This is a genomic window from Pseudomonas sp. PK-RTE-24 (genome assembly GCF_054052265.1).
In genome coordinates this window covers 1,652,418-1,670,486 of sequence record NZ_CM133224.1, presented here as the reverse complement: position 1 = coordinate 1,670,486, position 18,069 = coordinate 1,652,418, and the positions used below count along the sequence as shown (strand labels likewise).

The window sequence follows — 18,069 nt, the reverse complement described above, 5'->3', positions numbered from 1 at the left end:
TCTGGCACAGGACGAACGGCTAGCAATGAAGGAAAAAAAGTTACTCTATTACTTTTGTTAACAAGAATTACTTGCAATAATGCACGCCACTTTTGTTCTCGGCCTCACGAGGCCTGGAAGAGCAACAACGTTTTTCTATCTCAGGTCCGGCCAGCATGACACGTAATCAAACTCCCGCTTCGCCAACCACTCGACCTCGCGCCTGGAGCGCCGTCGCGGCTCTGTTGCTCAGCCTGATGCTGGCACCGACCGCCGCCTTCGCCGACGCTCAAGCACCCGCCACCCCAGCCGCCACCGAGCAGAGCGCACCCGCTGCCGCTCCGGCTGCACCAGCCGCCACCGATCCGGTGCAGGCTGTCGACGCCGCCGACGCACCTGAAGCCCTCGAAGCCGACAACACCTTGGGCATGGCCCACGACCTTTCGCCGTGGGGTATGTACCAGAACGCCGACATCATCGTGAAAATCGTGATGATCGGTCTGGCCATCGCTTCGATCATCACCTGGACTATCTGGATCGCCAAAGGCTTCGAGCTGATGGGCGCCAAGCGTCGTCTGCGTGGCGAAATCGCTGCACTGAAAAAAGCCACCACCCTTAAAGAAGCAAGCGCCACGGCCGGCAAGGAAGGCACCCTCGCCAACCTGCTGGTGCACGACGCGCTCGAAGAGATGCGCCTGTCGGTCAACAGCCGCGAGAAAGAAGGCATCAAGGAACGCGTCAGCTTCCGCCTTGAGCGCCTCGTTGCTGCCTGCGGTCGCAACATGAGCAGCGGCACCGGCGTCCTCGCCACCATCGGTTCCACCGCACCGTTCGTAGGTCTGTTCGGTACCGTGTGGGGCATCATGAACTCCTTCATCGGCATCGCCAAAACTCAGACGACCAACCTTGCAGTTGTCGCACCGGGCATCGCTGAAGCGCTGCTGGCCACTGCACTGGGTCTGGTTGCGGCGATTCCTGCGGTGGTGATCTACAACGTCTTCGCCCGTTCCATCGCCGGTTACAAGGCGCAGGTCTCCGATGCCTCGGCAGAAGTCCTGCTGCTGGTCAGCCGCGATCTCGACCACCAGCCTGAGCGCAGCTCGCAGCCGCACATGGTTAAAGTGGGGTAATCGGCCATGGGCCTGCATTTGAAAGAAGGCGCAGACGACGATCTGGCCGAGAACCACGAAATCAACGTCACGCCGTTCATCGATGTGATGCTGGTGCTGTTGATCATATTCATGGTGGCCGCGCCGTTGGCCACTGTGGACATAAAAGTCGACCTGCCAGCCTCGACCGCCAAACCGGCGCCGCGGCCAGAGAAACCGGTGTTCCTCAGTGTGAAAGCGGACCAGCGCCTGTTCCTCGGTGACGACGAAGTGAAAGCCGAAACCCTCGGCGCCACCCTCGACGCCAAGACCCAGGGCAAGAAAGACACCACCATCTTCTTCCAGGCCGACAAAGGCGTGGATTACGGTGACCTGATGAGCGTGATGGACAGCCTGCGCGCCGCCGGTTACCTGAAGGTTGGTCTGGTCGGACTTGAGACGGCAGCCAAGAAATGATCACGACGCGCCATAAGCTGACGCGTTACAGCGGTAGCCTGGCCGTGGTGCTGGGCGTGCATGCGCTGGCCATCGCGCTGGCGCTGAACTGGACCGCCCGCCCGCCCATCGAATTGCCGCCGCAGGCAATGATGGTCGAGCTGGCCCCGTTGCCTGCCCCGCCACCGCCGGCTCCGCCGAAAGTCGTCACACCGCCGCAGCCACCGGCTCCGGTTGAAGAGTTGCCGATCCCGAAACTGGCTGAAGCATCAAAAGCGGAAATCGCGGTACCGAAACCCAAGCCGAAGCCCAAGCCAAAACCGCCGAAGCCGGTCGAGAAAAAGCTGCCCGAGCCGCCGAAGGAGAAACCTTCCGAGGAGAAACCGGCCGATACCCAGCCGACCCAGGCACCGACGGAGAAATCCGCCCAGCCTGCACCAGGTCCGTCGCCGGCTCAGTTGGCGGCCAAGGCCAGTTGGCAAGGCACTCTGCTCGCGCATCTGCAGAAGTACAAGAAGTACCCGCAGAGTGCGCAGTCGCGGGGCAAGGAAGGCTTGAATCGTCTGCGCTTCGTGGTTGATGGCGAAGGTAATGTGCTGTCGTTCGAACTGGTGGGCCGCTCTGGCAACGCTGATCTGGACCGGGCCACCCTGGACATGATCCGCCGCGCGCAACCGCTGCCAAAGCCGCCGGCCGACATGCTCAACAACGGCTCGATCGAAATTGTTGCGCCGTTTGTTTATTCGCTCGAACGCCGCCGCTAAGCAACACCGCAATACCTGTGGGAGCTGGCTTGCCAGCGATAGCGGTGTGTCAGAGAAGGATTTATTAGCTGACCCACCGCAATCGCTGGCAAGCCAGCTCCCACAAGGTTCTCCGCCAGCCGAGAGAACCAAGCCAAGAGGCACCGAAAGGTGCCTTTAGCATATCTGCCAGCGGCAAACCGACCTCGACCGGTGTCGCACTCAGCCCGCAGTCTGATAACGTGCGTCTATCGATTGCAGCCGGTATGCTTGGCGCGCATCTTCATGGACGCTTGCTATGACCCTCACAGAATTACGCTACATCGTTACCCTCGCCCAAGAGCAGCATTTCGGCCATGCCGCCGAGCGTTGCCACGTCAGTCAGCCGACGCTGTCGGTGGGCGTGAAAAAACTTGAAGACGAACTCGGTGTGCTGATTTTCGAGCGCAGCAAAAGCGCCGTGCGCCTGACCCCGGTCGGCGAAGGCATCGTCGCCCAGGCGCAGAAAGTACTGGAACAAGCCCAGGGCATCCGCGAACTGGCCCAAGCCGGCAAGAACCAGCTGACCGCACCGCTGAAAGTCGGCGCCATCTACACCGTCGGCCCGTACCTGTTCCCGCATCTGATTCCACAACTGCACCGGGTCGCCCCGCAGATGCCGTTGTACATCGAAGAAAACTTTACCCACGTGCTGCGCGACAAACTGCGCAACGGCGAGCTCGACGCGATCATCATCGCCCTGCCGTTCAATGAAGCCGACGTGCTGACCCTGCCGCTTTACGACGAGCCGTTCTACGTGCTCATGCCGGCCCAGCATCCGTGGACCAAGAAAGAATCCATCGACGCCGGCCTGCTCAACGACAAGAGCCTGCTGCTGCTCGGTGAAGGTCACTGTTTCCGCGATCAGGTGCTCGAAGCCTGCCCGACCCTGACCAAAGGCAACGACGGCGCCAAGCACACCACGGTAGAATCCAGCTCGCTGGAAACCATTCGCCACATGGTCGCGTCCGGCCTGGGCATCTCGATCCTGCCGCTGTCGGCGGTGGACAGCCATCACTACGCCCCCGGCGTGATCGAAGTGCGTCCACTGACCGCGCCAGTGCCGTTCCGCACCGTGGCAATCGCCTGGCGCGCCAGCTTCCCACGGCCGAAAGCCATCGAGATCCTCGCCGACTCCATTCGCCTGTGCTCGGTGGCCAAGCCAGCGGCGCCGGTCACGGCCGGTTAAGCGAGCGTCATGACGGAGCTGTCGCAAGTGTCGGTGACGGCACTCAAGGGTGTCGGCGAAGCCATGGCCGAGAAACTGGCTAAGGTCGGCCTCGAGAATCTGCAGGACGTGCTCTTCCACTTGCCGCTGCGTTATCAGGATCGCACCCGCGTGGTGCCGATCGGCGCATTGCGACCGGGGCAGGACGCCGTGGTCGAAGGCACCGTCAGCGGTGCCGACGTGGTCATGGGTCGCCGCCGCAGTCTGGTCGTGCGCTTGCAGGACGGCACCGGCGGGCTGAGCCTGCGCTTCTACCATTTCAGCAATGCGCAGAAAGAAGGCCTCAAGCGTGGCACGCGGGTTCGCTGCTACGGTGAAGCCCGGCCCGGCGCCTCAGGCCTGGAAATCTACCACCCCGAATACCGCGCCATCACCGGCGACGAACCGCCGCCAGTGGATGAAACCCTGACCCCGGTCTACCCGCTCACCGAAGGGCTGACCCAGCAGCGCCTGCGCCAGTTGTGCATGCAGACCTTGACGCTGCTCAAGCCGAGCACCCTGCCGGACTGGCTGCCGACCGAACTGGCCCGCGACTACCAACTGGCGCCGCTGGCCGACGCGATCCGTTACCTGCACAACCCGCCCGCCGATGCCGACGTCGATGAACTCGCCCTTGGCCATCACTGGGCGCAGCATCGCCTGGCTTTCGAAGAACTGCTCACGCATCAACTGTCGCAACAGCGTCTGCGCGAAAGCATGCGTTCACTGCGCGCGCCGGCGATGCCGAAAGCCACAAAGCTGCCACCGAAATATCTGAAAAACCTCGGCTTCAACCCGACCGGCGCGCAACAGCGCGTCGGCAACGAAATCGCCTACGACCTCAGTCAGCACGAACCGATGTTGCGCCTGATTCAGGGTGACGTTGGCGCGGGGAAGACCGTGGTTGCCGCCCTCGCCGCACTGCAAGCGCTGGAGGCCGGTTACCAGGTTGCATTGATGGCGCCGACCGAGATCCTCGCCGAACAACACTTCATCACCTTCAAGCGCTGGCTCGAACCGCTTGGCATTGAAGTCGCGTGGCTGGCCGGCAAGCTCAAAGGCAAAAACCGCGTCGCCGCGCTGGAGCAGATCGCCAGCGGAACACCAATGGTGGTCGGCACCCACGCGCTGTTCCAGGACGAAGTGCAGTTCAAGAACCTCGCACTGGTGATCATCGACGAACAGCACCGCTTCGGCGTGCAACAGCGTCTGGCGCTGCGGCAGAAAGGCGTTGGCGGGCGCATGTGCCCGCACCAACTGATCATGACCGCCACGCCGATTCCACGCACATTGGCGATGAGTGCCTACGCCGACCTCGACACCTCGATCCTCGATGAATTGCCGCCCGGGCGAACGCCGGTCAACACCGTGCTGGTCACCGACACCCGCCGCGTCGAAGTCATCGAACGGGTGCGCAGCGCTTGCGCCGAAGGTCGTCAGGCCTATTGGGTGTGTACGCTGATTGAAGAATCGGAAGAGCTGACCTGTCAGGCCGCCGAAACCACGTTTGAAGACCTCACCCTCGCCCTCGGCGAACTGAAAGTCGGGCTGATTCACGGGCGCATGAAACCGGTCGAAAAAGCTGCGGTGATGGCCGAGTTCAAGGCCGGCAACCTGCAACTGCTGGTCGCCACTACAGTGATCGAAGTCGGCGTCGACGTGCCCAACGCCAGTCTGATGATCATCGAAAATCCTGAACGCCTTGGTCTCGCACAGTTGCACCAGTTGCGCGGTCGGGTTGGTCGGGGCAGCGCGGCCAGCCATTGCGTACTGCTCTACCATCCGCCGCTGTCGCAGATCGGTCGCCAGCGCCTGGGCATCATGCGCGAGACCAACGACGGTTTCGTCATCGCCGAAAAGGACCTCGAACTGCGCGGCCCCGGGGAAATGCTCGGCACCCGCCAGACCGGCCTGCTGCAATTCAAGGTCGCCGACCTGATGCGCGACGCCGATTTATTGCCCGCCGTGCGCGATGCCGCCCAGGCTTTGCTGGAGCGCTGGCCGACCCACGTCAGCCCATTGCTTGACCGTTGGCTGCGGCATGGGCAGCAATACGGCCAAGTGTGAGCACCGTCGCAGTTTGTGCAGGATCGTTCCTACAGAGCTGGTTATACTCCTGCCATTGTTTCAAAAACGGATACAGACCATGACCGAAGCTGCTCTCGTCCCCGAATCTCCGCAAGCTCCGTCTGTTATTCGGCTGCTGCTCAACAAGCTGGGCGTTGCCTACGAAGAAGTGCTCGACCACCACGGCCTCAATGCCTCGCGCAAAGTGCAGGCCGTGTTGCTGGATGACGCCGTGGGCGCGTTGATGGTGCTGTTTCCACAGAGCCAGTTGCTGGATCTCAATCGCCTCGCCGAACTCACTGGTCGCCGACTCACAGCCGTGTCCACCGAACGTCTGGAAAAGATGCTCGGCAAACACAATCTGAGCCTGCTCCCAGGCCTGCCGGCGCTAACCAGTTCGCCGTGCCTCTACGAAGAAAGCCTGCTGCGCGAGCCGAAGCTGCTGATCAACTCCGGCGAGCCGGGCCTGCTGCTGGAAATCAGCAGCGAAGACTTCAAATCGATGCTGACCAAGGCCAGCGCCGCCAACTTCGGCGAAGCCCTGAGCAGCATCCGCCCCAACCTCGACCGCCCGGACGATGACCGCGAGGAAATCACCCAGGCCGTGCAGGCGTTCACCGCACGCCGGATTCAGCAACGTCTGGAAGCGACCATCGAGATTCCGCCGCTGGCTGAAACCGCGCAAAAAATCATCAAGCTGCGCGTTGACCCCAATGCCACCATCGACGACATCACCGGCGTGGTTGAAACCGACCCGGCGCTGGCCGCGCAAGTGGTGAGCTGGGCGGCGTCGCCGTACTACGCCTCGCCGGGCAAGATTCGTTCGGTGGAAGACGCGATCGTCCGCGTGCTGGGCTTCGATCTGGTGATCAACCTCGCGCTGGGCCTGGCCCTCGGCAAGACCCTGAGCCTGCCCAAAGACCACCCGCAACACACCACGCCGTACTGGCAGCAGTCGATCTACACCGCCGCCGTCATCGAAGGCCTGACCCGCGCCATGCCGCGCGCCCAGCGCCCGGAAGCCGGCCTGACGTATCTGGCCGGTCTGCTGCATAACTTCGGTTACCTGCTGCTGGCCCACGTGTTCCCGCCGCACTTCTCGCTGATCTGCCGCCACCTGGAGGTCAACCCGCACCTGTGCCACAGCTACATCGAGCAACACCTGCTCGGTATCAGCCGTGAACAGATCGGCTCGTGGCTGATGCGCTACTGGGACATGCCGGATGAACTGGCCACCGCCCTGCGCTTCCAGCACGACCCAAGCTACGACGGCGCCTACGCCGAATACCCGAACCTCGTCTGCCTGGCCGTACGCCTGCTACGCAGCCGCGGGATTGGCTCCGGGCCGGATGAAGATATTCCGGATGCCCTGCTTGAACGCGTCGGCCTGAGCCGTGACAAAGCCAACGATGTCGTCAGCAAAGTGCTTGAGGCTGAAGTGCTGCTGCGTGAACTGGCTTCGCAGTTCAGCCAGGCCTGAAAAGCTTCGCAGGCAAGCCCGCTCCCACAAGATCGATGCGATCTTCAGGAGCGGGTGCGTTGCGGCCAACTGTTGATTATTGGCGTAATCAACCGCGGTACCGAATCACCCAGCCCTGCGGGTTCGGGAAGCTTCCAATGAAATACCCTCCCACTACAATTCGGCCGTCCCCCAGTACCGTCATGTCATGAAGAGCCTCCAGGACCCCGGCCTCGTCGAAGATGCTGAACCCTGTGCCGTTGAATGACAGGTCCGGTGTTCCGTCCGCCAAAAACTTCGCCGTGATCGCACTCGGATCATCGTCGGTGACTCCGATTCCGGTGTCGCCGCTGACGACGATTGAACCGTCAGGTCGCGCTACACAGCGCAACCATCTCAAACCTTGCGGGACAAAGTCGGAGAACAACGGTTTACCGTTATTGAATACGAGATTGTAGGAGCCTTTGGACGTGAGGACCGCAATCACTCCACGCATGCCACCGTCCCTTACGGCAGCCCCTGCAAGAACAATCTTGCTATCCACAATTGAAATGGCGGACAGGTGGATCTCATCCTCACCAGAGATGATCACGACTCCGTTACCGCTCTCGCCAAACTCCCTGTCGATCTTGCCGTTAGCGTCGAATCGAATGACGTAAGCGCCCGAAGATGGCCCGCTATAGCTGCCACCAACCACCACAGCGCCGTCAGGTTGATGCGCGACCATCTGCGCAGAACTATGTTGGTGTGCAATGCCAGCGAGCTCGACAGGCGCGAAACCCGTGCCATTGAACGTGGTGTCGTCGGAGCCATCCGCATTGAGCCGCATGACGACGCCGCTCACACGGCCAGCGTCGTCTTCGACGGATCCGACCAGCAGGATTTTCTCGTCTTGCCGCAAGACATTGTCGCCATGACCCGCGCTCCCCATCTGCGCATAAGGAAGGTAACGCACACCCTGTTCAGCAAAGTTGTGATCCAGCCGTCCATCTTTGTCTTGTTTCACGACAACCAGCCCGGCGGAAACATCAGGCCCATTGTTCTGGTACTCGGCACGAACGAGCCAACCGCCATCCGGGAACGGCGTCAACTCGAGCATCGAGTGCATATACAAACCGTCCTTGAGTGAAATCTCGACGAATCCGGTCTTTTCTTCACCAAAACCGAGGTCTAGTTGGCCGTCCTCCAGAAGCCGGGCGATCAGCGTTTCCAGGCCATCCTTGCGTCGACGAACAGCCACCAGCAACTTGTTGTCCGGCAGAGCCAATACCGCTCTTACGTCAAACTCAGACAATCCTCCAAGCGGAAATCTGACAATGCCGTTTTCGCCAAAAGACGGATCAAAATTCAGCGTGCCACTCGTCAGGTTTGCGCTTAGATAGCGAGTGATCCAACCATCCACCCGGGAAGGGTCAGAAAGGCTGGTGTGGGTCATGGACACCACTATCCGACCGTCCTCCATGATTGCCAGATCATGAGGAAACACTGGCCCCGCTACGTTATCGAAGAGCGTATAGCCAATACCGTTGAAGGCCGTGTCCAGCTTGCCGTCTGCGAGAAAGCGCGCGGTAATTACCGCGGAATCACCGGCTCCAACGACAATGATCGAGCCGTCGAGCTGTGATGTATGCCGCCACGTCAATCCGTCTGGCAGTAACGGGGAAAACAGAGGCTGGCCATTATTGAATACAAGATTGGATGCTCCACTGGCGTTCAGCACAACCACCAACCCGCCATGGACGTTCTTTTGCCAGGCGTCACCCACCGCAACGATCCTGCCATCACTTTCGCGCACCGAAACAGCGTTCAAAGAGCTCTCGCCATCCTCGTCGAAAATCAGCTTCGCCTGGCCGTTGTTGAAATCCTTATCCAGCTTCCCCGCTACGTCCAAACGTGCCAGAAAAACTCCGGAGGCTGTCTCACCACTCTGAAAAACGCCGCAAACCAATACTTTGCCATCGGCTTGAACAGCGATAGCGCCGGCGGTGTTCGAGGTGGCACCGACATCCACCAAGACGTACCCCGCGCCGTCAAATGATGGATCGAGCGAGCCGTTCGCCAAAAGACGCATCACGACGGGCGATGGCCATGGCTCATCGATCAGCAGGAAATGGAGCAGGACGATTTTGCCATCGGCCTGCTGAACTGCAGAGACGGTAGAGGCATTTGTAGCGGGGGACTTTTGGCTTGACTTCGCCCCTGCCGACGACGCAAGCGTGGAGCCCGGGATCTTGTAGAAAGAAAATAAACTCACGCCTTTATCGCCGAACGAATCGTCCAGCTCACCGTCGCCTTTCAAGCGGATCATTGCTTGGCCGGCATCGACGGCCTTCTGTGTGAAGTATTGAACGCGCACCAGCCAGCCGCCGTCCCGCAACGCATCGAGCCCAAACACGGTGCTGATGCTAGCGCCGTTCAAAGATATCTCGACGAAACCCGTCTCATGACTTCCGAAGGACTTGTCGAGCGTACCGTCTTCGTTCAATCGGGCGATGGCCAGCAGCGCGTCACTTCCTTCCAGAGGAAGTGCGACCAATAACTTCCCGTCGGGAAGGGCCAAAACAGCCGCAGCCTCATGGCTCGCAATGCCCGGTATCGGCAACTTCAATAAACCATTCAGGGCGAAAGAGGGATCGGGGGTACCTGGGGTGGTCAAGTCCTGAGCCTGAGTCATGTTCTTGCTCCATCAAGTGCGTGGCGTCCTTTCGGGACCGGAGCTTGAGTAGAGCATCGCGAAGATGAGCAAAGCACCTGACAGAAATGACAGTACGACTGTCTTTACAGGCCTGAATAACGACTTTGCGAGCCAAAGAACGCACGATCCTTCATCGTGCTTCGCTTGAAGCCAACCTGAAAAAATCTCAAGCCTTGGCCTTCGCCTTCCTCGGCTTCAAATACTTCATCAACCCCTGAAACCACATCACCAGCGCCGGATTACCCTTCAACTGGATCGACTTGTCCTGAATCCCCTGCATAAACGCCAACTGCTTGTTCTTCGCCTGCATCGTGGCAAAGCCATAACCCGCGTCTTTAAACGCAATCGCAAACGCCGGCTCCGCCACCACGCCAGACTTGCTGGTGATGCGCTGATCCTTCACCACGAAATGCCGCGCCACTTTCCCGTCCAGCGTCTGCAGCTGAAACACCAGATCCTTGTCACCCAACTGCTGCTGGAACGCAGGATTTGTCCGGCTGGCCTTACCCATCAACAAACCCATCATCCACAGGAGAAAACGAAATTTCATGCGCACAGCCTCAAAAGGAAAATGAACGGCCGGGGCAGTGTAAGGGATTCGAACGATAACGCCAGTATCTGAAGCTGTTGGAAGAGGATGCAGACCATTTCCCGCACGATGACTGCCAAGTCACGATTCCGCAAGCAACGTCCTACACCTGTTGAAACACATCCCTGTAGGAGCTGGCGAAGCCTGCGATCTTTTGATCTTCCGCCCCGCGAATCCATGGGAAGTTTCCTGCAAAGTGCGGGGCTGTCCGTGAACTAGGCGAGCTTGAAGATCACCGATAGGCTTCCTGCGTCATCGGGTATTCGGTGACCGGATGTGCAAGTCCGAATTCGGGAGCAATTTCTTCTTACTCCAAGGGATTTACACCGATGACCAATTCAAATACCAACACCGAGGACACCTCCCCCTACGAATCCTTCGATTCAAGAAAATTACATGAAGCCGCCGAACGCGCCCTCGATCACCACTTCGGCAAATCTGACCTCTCTCAGGCCCCACGCCCTGAAGGCCTGTTCAGCCTGAACCCGGACATCGATGCCGAAGCCCTCCTGGCCAACGCCTCGGAAGACCTGCTATCCATCAGCATCATCGCTGCGGACCTTGCGGACGACATAGATGGCTCACGCCGCTCGGTTGCATTGGCATTGAGTAGGTGGCGGACGGGGTCAGATTGATGGTGGAAGGGACGCTTGATCACATTGAAGCGCGAAGCGTGGCGGCCAAGCCGTAGCGAGATTGGTGAATGAAAAAAAAGGGGACGTTAAGTCCCCTTTTTGAATATTCCCTGCTTCACCACTGGCAACCTGTTTCAGGTTTCGCATCCACGTTGTAATCGTTTTCAAACGAATACTTCTTTGCAGACTTGTAATTCGTATACGTCATCGCATCAACCCGGCCACCCTGAGTGACCATCTGATACTCACCTGTCAGTGCGCCATCAACTACTTCAACCCAAGTTGTCGTGTACTGGTAGGGCCGGCCATACACGAGTTCTTCTTGTTCAGTACTGCGATGAACCAGCCCGATTGCCTTTTTCGACTTGCTGTACTTGACGCCAGCACCGCTCCATTTGGCGACAGAGTCGTAATAGGTTCGGAATTCAAAATTTATGGGTTTGCCTTCGTAGGAGCGAAAGCAAAAAACCCCGGTCGTGACCTCGCTATGAGCCGCCAGAGGAATGAAAACGAGCATCGCGGAAAACAATGCAGACGAAAATTTCAAACCAAACATTCCTTTAGCGGTTCATGGGTAATTGAAAGCGCATCCTCACCACGCAGTAGGCGACGTCTTCACGCAACAGACGGCTAGCCATCTGGCAGTGCCCTTCTGCGTACTTCTTCCAAAGCGGATCATCGAATTGATCCCCTCCCAGCCGCTCGATTGAGGCCGCTAAATTTCTCTCACGATCCTTCCCTGCAATCGCGGATGCCGCTTTGTAAAAACCATCCAGCAGTAAACCCGTCTGTAGAGCGATCAACTCTCCCAGCCGAGCATTGGTCGTCTGCACCAGACACCCAAGCCTCTCGATTGGCGCCTCAGCACCCGGCAACGCAGCTTGGTAAAGCTCTTCGCAAAACGACTCTTTGAAGCGCACCCAGTTCTTTTGCACATCTCTCAGGTGGCTTTGCTCCGCAGGAGCCAGAGTCGACAGCGCTTTTTTGTATTGCTCGTTCAAGACACCATCGACTTTCTTGAAGGTTTGCTGGCCGCAGGTGATCAAGTCCGGGTTGGACAAACTGTCTGGGTTGCACGCTTCTCCAGCAAACAATGCGGATGAAGCAGCAGAGAGCAAGCAACCGAGAAGAATCGAAAATACTTTCACGCTGTTACTCCTTCCTTTGACGGTCATGTCTGTACAGCCAAAACAGCGGCGGCAACAACACCAACAGAGCTAAACCATCCAGCCACACGTGCGACCAGACCTGCTGTTGCGCCGAGAGCCACATGTCCTGCGGCGCCCATAACAGGATGCCGGCGATCAACCAGCCCCAGATGGCCGGAGCTTTCAAGCGATTGCCCAAGTGCACCAGCGCGAACATGTACAGCGAATAACTTTGCAACGTCGCGCCGAACAGCGCGAGCCACCAGACTTGTTGTTCGCGGCCGGCGGTGGGAACCGCATCGGCACCCCAGAACGACAGTTCGAGGACTTGCAGGTAGCCATCGAGCAAGCCGGAGTCACCGGCCCAGGTCAGGGTAAGACCGGCGAGGATATGCGTGATCGCAGCGGCATATAGCCAAAGCACCAACGCTGGGCGAAGCGAGGAAGAAGGGGCTGGCATTCCGTGTCCTGAGCGCGTTCCTTGGGGGTGGGGAGTTTAAAGGAAAATCGGGGGAGTCAGATGCTCAAGCGTTAAACGTTTTAGCCTGAGGGATTCAGGCAAAACTTGTGCAAAACCGCCTCAAACAGGCCCTCGAAATTCAAATGCAGTGGCTGGATTTGATGGGCGCCGTGGCTGACGATCCCAATCGCCCCACGTTGAAGAGGCCCAGCTGATCACCTTTGTCAGCCGCCATTTGATAACAGGCTAACGCTCGAGACATATCCTTCGTTCCCCACTCGCCTGCTTCAAAGGTAGAAGCCAGATAATTCATCGCGTCTGTGGAGCCCATGGTAATCGCTCGAATAACCTGCTCTTCTGCCTGCTTGGGATGAAGGCAAGGGCCGTTATAGTCGGTGGAGTTTCCCGAACAAAGAAACGTCGCATAGCCCAGCGCACCCTTTGGTATTTTCGAGGCCGCTTTGAACAAAGCCTCAACCTTAGGGGTTTCCAACTGAGATGCCATTTGCGAAAGACTCAGGCTCGCCGCCGACAGGCTCGCCTGTGCATCGCCCGACTCTGCAGCACACACAAAATTTTCCAGCGACGCTTCAATCAGCTCCGCAGTCAGCCCGTATTGCTCAAGAGACCCCAGCCCACCCAACGCTTCTGCACGCTGATAACAAAAGTTTTCGGCGCGGCTCATTCCCGGGTTATCCGTTGCGACAAGATCCTTCTCGCTGACCGACCAATCCTCAATCCCCTCAAGCACCCAGCACGCCTGACGAGAGAAGTTGAAGATCTTGATATTGCTGTTGCCGGCCCGTTTATCCACCACGTTGACGTGACTGTCATCAACCTCTTCAATCTCGACCCCAGGTGTCTTGCCGGGCGTGATTGCAGCCATCAGCGGATAGGTGAAGGTTGTTCCACTGACACCCGAGGTCGAAGGCTCAAAGGTACGTCGATCCTTCCCAGCTACCGGTTTCAACACCAGCGACTTGACCGTCATTGCAGTCAGACGGCGTTGTGATTCGCTGTTGGCGGAAAACGCGGTCAGGAAAGGCGCGAACTCCTCCGAGGGGCAAGCGTCGCTGGTCGGTGCCGTCGAAGCGCTCTTATCGGATGCAAGCGCAGGGACAATCTTGTCCAGATACGCCGAGCGCTCGCGACTCATTCTGGCGATGCACAAGTTAACCGCGAACACATGCGCCGGCATCCCAGTCTCGATCTCGAATGCCTCCAAAGGGCAGTTAGCATCGCGCAATTTCAACCACGCACGTTGCGACTCTTTAACCTTCGCCGCGTACTCCGCACCCAACGCCGGATCTGCTCGATAGTCAGACTCAAGCCGCGACATCAACTGCTTGTAGCTGACGTTCAACTGCGCATCGGCAGCCTTCTTCGCCGCCTCCGAACAGGGCACCATTTCCAGGCTTGAGGTGACATGGCTGCAGTCATCCTGCGCATAGGCCGCTGAAACCGGCAGTAGCACGGCCAGCAGGGTAAAAACAAAACGTTTCACGGGGTTCTTCCTTGAGTCATTCAGGCTTTGCGTTTGGTGAGTCGGGTGATGCATTGATCTGGTCCGTTCATGCCCCAGTAAGTGCTGAGCAACGTCTTACGTTTTTTGTCGACGCGCAGGTTAACGAAGCCATCGCCGCAGTCCGGCTGCAACTCTTCAAACGTGCCGGATTTGGGGCTGATTTCGTGTCGACACCGTTGACGGGACTCAATGTGGTGGTTTCAGCTAACGCCGGCATCGTCCAAGTCAGACCGATTAGTGATGCCGCTAAAGGGTTGAACTGAATTTACCCGCCCTACTCCCACCTGCGCCCGGAATCCCAGGAGTGCAAACGGGTCGTTGCAACATCAGGGATAGTCGATGGCGACAACGCAGGAAATGAACACGCTGGAGAAAGGGGAGGTGCGGACTTAGCCAGAGGCACATCCGTCACCTTTCCCCTTGGAATAAACCAAATTTACTGATCGACAAGTTCGATCAGAGTGAGCTTCTTGCCATCGAACTCGTAGAAGCGCTGCCGGTTACCCTCCTCGAGATCGTTACCCTCTACATCCACTTCCGGATCGGCCGCTACACCCATAATTTCGAGCAATTTGCTGTCTGGCTTGTAGACGGCCGCGTAGGGTGCGGTACCGTCATTTCCGATGATGTAATAAGCATTAGGAAAGGACGTAACAACCTCCCCCGTTTTCACGTCAAGAATTTCGCCACAGATAGACCCGCCGCCACAGCCGTTTGCGTAAACAACATAATGGCCCGCAAAATTTACGGGTTGCTTGATGGCTTTCTTGCGCCCCTCAGCCCAGCTTTTATTTTCATCACTGGCAACAGCGTCGTGATGTTGGCCCTTAAAAATTTCGTCGACTTTATAGTTTTCGAACCGCGGCACATCGGCCTTGGCAAAACACGAGAAGAGAAAAAGCGCGCCCAGCCAAAACAAGCGGGACGCTGATAACTTACTTGCCATTGTTTTTTGACTCCTCGAGAACACGAACCATGTCAGCCGGCAAAATGTGAGCGGTATTGAGACCGTCGCCCGCATAATACGACTGTCCCTCAAAGCTTGCGACCCTCGCGAGCATCACCGGTTTGCCGTCTTTCATTTCGATGTTTCCGTGCTCATCTTTCTTCGGCACCGGGCTAATGGTCTTGCCCTTTCTTACACCTGCCGAGGCGAATTCCAAGGCCCAGGCATAGGCAGCTTTTTCGACGTCGCCATCGCCTTCCAGATACTGGATGAATGCCTTGCGCTTAACTTTTATCAAGTATTCCTCAAAAATCTTATCCTGAGTCTCTTCGTCAAATTTAAGCGTGGAAGCAAGTTCGAGCTTTTTCACAGCACCATTTATCGTGTCAGGAACCATTTGATAGCGACCCGCCGCAAAAATATCCCGGTCCTTCTGTTTCTGCTGTAGTTCAGCGATGGTCAACGTAGTCAAATCAGTTTTATAAAACGCTTTCAGTCCACCCTTGGTCCTGTTGTAAGCAGTGTAATCATTATTCGACTCAACGCTCGCGAGCAAATTGGCAAACGCACTGTGCGCCCAACCTTTTCCAGGCACGGCAAACTTCATGAAATTATTGACGAACGCAATCGGGTGAAAATGATAGACCTGTTTCGGAAGAGGCATCTGTAACGCACCCGCCAGCTCATCCCAAAAAACAAGCTTGTCAATCCGCTCTTTTTCATGTTCCAGTAACTTTGGCGACTCAGCGAGCAATTGATCAAGACGACTCCACTTGGGCTCGGAAGACTTCGCCTGCCACTCGGTGGGGTGGTAAGCAATCAACTTTGTCCATTTATCCCGGAACTCCACATTCTTCAATGCCGAGTTCAAGTCCGCGGAGGTAACTTCACCATCTTTGTCACCCAAAGCGTCGAGTTTCGCATGGAGCTCCTTGAAAAAAGGCGGCATCGAGTCCGGATCAAGAAAACCATCTGAATTCTCATCGCCCTCTTTGACAACTGCATATCCCAACTTTGCCCAATCATGTTGAGATATCAACTGAGCACCTGCAGACGTAAAGGTAACATCTGCCTTTTTGATCAGGCCCGTCAGCTTTTTATCTTTCTCTGTAACGGTCGGCTCATACCACTCAACCCCTTTTGAGTCTTTGAACACAGAGACCGATCCCATAGGAACTATATGTTTGGACTCAAGGGTCGCAGGCTGTCCCGTGGTCGCCTTACTGGCAAGTACCGTGCCCGCCGGCAGATTCAGGTAACTCATGCCAATTTTCAGGGCAGCTTCATTCTGCAAGAATTTATCGAGGCCGGTATCACTGGTGAATATCTCAATATGAGCGTGATATTTGCTAGAGATTGAACCCTCAACTTTCCCGAGGTTCTCCTGCAAGCCTAAAAACCCTATTGGATGGCCTGCTTTTATCGCTGCTTCGCAAGCAATTACCTTATCGAATTCGGCAGGTGTGACTTCGGCCCACGTGACCATCCGACCGTTACCGATATCTTCGACGCTCGCCCAGAATGTTGACGGAACCGTTCCTGCGCCTCTCAAACCGCCAGACAGGCAGGTGCACTCAGCCATCCGAACCAGAGAACTTCCAACCTTCAGATTAAATACTTTGGTGCCGTCGAATTTAATTTCACTGTTCAAACAAAGGGCCATTTCTCCCAGCGGTTCACCAGCACTTTCACCGTTAGCAACAGCTTTGGGCGCTGCGAACAACGGCAATCCGTTCGGGGCGCTGACACGAGCCTTAACCAGCCCCTTCCAATAGCCTGGCCGGGTTCGTTCCGGCGGTAATATTGCGCTCCAGATCGCGGTGTCTTTTTTATTCTTGACTGCCACACCATCTTTCTTATAAGCAAACCAGGATTCTTCCCCTAATTTCCTGTTAGGCACCTTGCCACTTAACAACTTACCTCGGGCGTAAGTGATACCGTTGCTGGCAAGCTTTTCTTCTAGAACTTCAAAGACAGAGCCCGCAGAAATCAGCCCATACTTCACGCATTCCGGACCTTCCTCAGAATCACTGCGGGCAGTAAAATCTCCCACCGTGAACTTTATCTTCGGCTTACCCAACTCCTCCTCTGTAGGCAAGTAGCCTTTATAGGGCATCAAGTGCATATAAAGACTGAAAAATACCAGCTTATTTTGTTTCCCTTTGTTCGGGCCTTCTTCCGGGTTAGCGGGCGACTTGTAGTCATGCCGAACCAGGCAGAAAGAATTAGAGTATTTAAGCTTGGCCGGTTTATCTCCAGCGTACTCCGACTGTAAATAATCTTCGTTGAGGCGATAGGCTACAACCACACCATCCGCCATGCATCGTACGGGCTCGTCTTTCACACAGTAGGATGCACTGGCATTGCTAATATGAATGCCACCGTGCCAAAAGTTATAGCTACCCAAAAGGTATTGACCTGAGGTCTCATTTTCGATGGCGGTATACAGTTCATTGGCACTGTCGAACTGTTTCCCATCAGCCTTTCTTATGGGGAATTGAAAGTTTAGAACAGGCTCCGGTCCAGCAGGCGTTGGTGCAGGAGCGGGGGCAGGGGCCGGTTGTTCCGCTGCGCCGGTTCTATACTCTTCTTTAGCCCTGAGAAATTTTGTAGGAATGGGCCAGTAGAAGGCCGGATCTTTAGTGCCAAAGTAAGTAAATGACGGCCCTTTCCTCGTCTGCGCGCCGAAGAACTTGCCTGCAGTACCGGTAGGATTAACGTCAACAACAATACCGGTATGAAATAACTTATCTCCACCACCCAGCGGATCTTCATTAATCCAAAGAGCGATATCGCCTTTCTTGACGTCGGGTGGCACCACGGTTGTGTAGTAAGTGGAGTCCACCATTACACGTGTGTCTTGATACGGGATTTTATAGCCAGCCCCCGTTAGCAACAAATTAACCATGTGCGAGCAGTCGATTAACTTATTACCGGCCGCATTTGTTTTTATGCCATCGCCGCCCATCTTGTACACGTAGCCACGGTTTTCGTAATTACCCGTTAAATCTAATGGTTCTGTCATTTCTGCAT

General features: G+C 56.8%; 15 protein-coding genes and 1 pseudogene. 8 read left to right on the top strand and 8 right to left on the bottom strand.

Translation table 11 applies throughout. The annotated features are described in order from the left end of the window. Positions 1-155: 155 nt before the first annotated feature. The 6 genes from exbB to ACV8MC_RS07270 all read left to right on the top strand — a co-directional run bounded on the left by exbB (position 156) and on the right by ACV8MC_RS07270 (position 7,059). On the top strand, positions 156-1,109 hold the full coding sequence (gene exbB / locus ACV8MC_RS07295; RefSeq protein WP_041476629.1) for a tonB-system energizer ExbB: 954 nt from the start codon (positions 156-158) through the stop codon (positions 1,107-1,109). Between the two features lie 6 nt (positions 1,110-1,115). Next, positions 1,116-1,544, top strand: coding sequence for a TonB system transport protein ExbD (exbD, locus tag ACV8MC_RS07290; protein WP_016772535.1), 429 nt, complete (start codon positions 1,116-1,118; stop codon positions 1,542-1,544). Then, positions 1,541-2,287: a TonB family protein gene (locus tag ACV8MC_RS07285; RefSeq protein ID WP_150637128.1), complete on the top strand. Its 747-nt coding sequence runs from the start codon at positions 1,541-1,543 to the stop codon at positions 2,285-2,287. Before exbD ends, ACV8MC_RS07285 begins: the two co-directional genes overlap by 4 nt. 277 nt (positions 2,288-2,564) lie before the next feature. Continuing rightward, positions 2,565-3,494 carry a hydrogen peroxide-inducible genes activator gene (locus tag ACV8MC_RS07280; protein ID WP_024014805.1) on the top strand — a complete coding sequence of 310 codons (930 nt, stop codon included), beginning with the start codon at positions 2,565-2,567 and terminating at the stop codon, positions 3,492-3,494. A gap of 9 nt (positions 3,495-3,503) precedes the next feature. Next, positions 3,504-5,579: an ATP-dependent DNA helicase RecG gene (gene recG / locus ACV8MC_RS07275; RefSeq protein ID WP_125916852.1), complete on the top strand. Its 2,076-nt coding sequence runs from the start codon at positions 3,504-3,506 to the stop codon at positions 5,577-5,579. Between the two features lie 79 nt (positions 5,580-5,658). Further along, entirely contained in the window at positions 5,659-7,059 is a 1,401-nt protein-coding gene (locus tag ACV8MC_RS07270) for an aminoacyl-tRNA deacylase and HDOD domain-containing protein (RefSeq protein ID WP_041476626.1), read from the top strand. Between the two features lie 88 nt (positions 7,060-7,147). Here the strand turns inward: ACV8MC_RS07270 and ACV8MC_RS07265 are convergent, their stop codons facing one another. Then, positions 7,148-9,712: a hypothetical protein gene (locus tag ACV8MC_RS07265; protein ID WP_457264912.1), complete on the bottom strand. Its 2,565-nt coding sequence runs from the start codon at positions 9,710-9,712 to the stop codon at positions 7,148-7,150. 187 nt (positions 9,713-9,899) lie between these two features. Continuing rightward, positions 9,900-10,283: a hypothetical protein gene (locus ACV8MC_RS07260; protein WP_007920327.1), complete on the bottom strand. Its 384-nt coding sequence runs from the start codon at positions 10,281-10,283 to the stop codon at positions 9,900-9,902. A 368-nt stretch (positions 10,284-10,651) separates the two neighbouring features. Here ACV8MC_RS07260 and ACV8MC_RS07255 point away from each other — a divergent pair. Beyond that, positions 10,652-11,013 (top strand): annotated as a pseudogene (locus ACV8MC_RS07255) (DUF6124 family protein). 59 nt (positions 11,014-11,072) lie between these two features. Here ACV8MC_RS07255 and ACV8MC_RS07250 read toward each other — a convergent pair. From ACV8MC_RS07250 to ACV8MC_RS07235, 4 genes are all read right to left on the bottom strand, one after another. Further along, a complete protein-coding gene (locus ACV8MC_RS07250) occupies positions 11,073-11,513 on the bottom strand; it encodes a hypothetical protein (protein WP_457264910.1) in 441 nt (146 codons plus the stop codon). A gap of 4 nt (positions 11,514-11,517) precedes the next feature. Further along, a complete protein-coding gene (locus ACV8MC_RS07245; protein ID WP_237143798.1) occupies positions 11,518-12,105 on the bottom strand; it encodes a lysozyme inhibitor LprI family protein in 588 nt (195 codons plus the stop codon). A gap of 4 nt (positions 12,106-12,109) precedes the next feature. Further along, positions 12,110-12,565, bottom strand: a complete 456-nt coding sequence (locus ACV8MC_RS07240) for a cell division protein (RefSeq protein WP_252877116.1) — start codon at positions 12,563-12,565, stop codon at positions 12,110-12,112. Between the two features lie 139 nt (positions 12,566-12,704). Continuing rightward, complete coding sequence (locus ACV8MC_RS07235) at positions 12,705-14,069, bottom strand: lysozyme inhibitor LprI family protein (RefSeq protein WP_256807625.1); 1,365 nt, start codon at positions 14,067-14,069, stop codon at positions 12,705-12,707. An 11-nt stretch (positions 14,070-14,080) separates the two neighbouring features. Here ACV8MC_RS07235 and ACV8MC_RS07230 point away from each other — a divergent pair, with 11 nt between their 5' ends. Continuing rightward, on the top strand, positions 14,081-14,353 hold the full coding sequence (locus tag ACV8MC_RS07230; protein WP_252877118.1) for a hypothetical protein: 273 nt from the start codon (positions 14,081-14,083) through the stop codon (positions 14,351-14,353). Between the two features lie 173 nt (positions 14,354-14,526). Here ACV8MC_RS07230 and ACV8MC_RS07225 read toward each other — a convergent pair whose 3' ends face one another. Beyond that, the gene (locus tag ACV8MC_RS07225) at positions 14,527-15,036 is read right to left on the bottom strand and encodes a hypothetical protein (protein ID WP_252877119.1); all 510 of its coding nucleotides are present in this window, start codon (positions 15,034-15,036) and stop codon (positions 14,527-14,529) included. Next, positions 15,026-18,061, bottom strand: a complete 3,036-nt coding sequence (locus ACV8MC_RS07220) for a hypothetical protein (protein WP_256807623.1) — start codon at positions 18,059-18,061, stop codon at positions 15,026-15,028. Before ACV8MC_RS07220 ends, ACV8MC_RS07225 begins: the two co-directional genes overlap by 11 nt. Between the last annotated feature and the right edge of the window lie 8 nt (positions 18,062-18,069).

What these genes read in the sequence shown, in the direction of transcription:
- exbB (WP_041476629.1), top strand. Translation starts at nt 156, where the DNA reads ATGACACGTAATCAAACTCCCGCTTCGCCAACCACTCGACCTCGCGCC.
- exbD (WP_016772535.1), top strand. Translation starts at nt 1,116, where the DNA reads ATGGGCCTGCATTTGAAAGAAGGCGCAGACGACGATCTGGCCGAGAAC.
- ACV8MC_RS07285 (WP_150637128.1), top strand. Translation starts at nt 1,541, where the DNA reads ATGATCACGACGCGCCATAAGCTGACGCGTTACAGCGGTAGCCTGGCC.
- ACV8MC_RS07280 (WP_024014805.1), top strand. Translation starts at nt 2,565, where the DNA reads ATGACCCTCACAGAATTACGCTACATCGTTACCCTCGCCCAAGAGCAG.
- recG (WP_125916852.1), top strand. Translation starts at nt 3,504, where the DNA reads ATGACGGAGCTGTCGCAAGTGTCGGTGACGGCACTCAAGGGTGTCGGC.
- ACV8MC_RS07270 (WP_041476626.1), top strand. Translation starts at nt 5,659, where the DNA reads ATGACCGAAGCTGCTCTCGTCCCCGAATCTCCGCAAGCTCCGTCTGTT.
- ACV8MC_RS07265 (WP_457264912.1), bottom strand. Translation starts at nt 9,712, where the DNA reads ATGACTCAGGCTCAGGACTTGACCACCCCAGGTACCCCCGATCCCTCT.
- ACV8MC_RS07260 (WP_007920327.1), bottom strand. Translation starts at nt 10,283, where the DNA reads ATGAAATTTCGTTTTCTCCTGTGGATGATGGGTTTGTTGATGGGTAAG.
- ACV8MC_RS07250 (WP_457264910.1), bottom strand. Translation starts at nt 11,513, where the DNA reads ATGTTTGGTTTGAAATTTTCGTCTGCATTGTTTTCCGCGATGCTCGTT.
- ACV8MC_RS07240 (WP_252877116.1), bottom strand. Translation starts at nt 12,565, where the DNA reads ATGCCAGCCCCTTCTTCCTCGCTTCGCCCAGCGTTGGTGCTTTGGCTA.
- ACV8MC_RS07225 (WP_252877119.1), bottom strand. Translation starts at nt 15,036, where the DNA reads ATGGCAAGTAAGTTATCAGCGTCCCGCTTGTTTTGGCTGGGCGCGCTT.
- ACV8MC_RS07220 (WP_256807623.1), bottom strand. Translation starts at nt 18,061, where the DNA reads ATGACAGAACCATTAGATTTAACGGGTAATTACGAAAACCGTGGCTAC.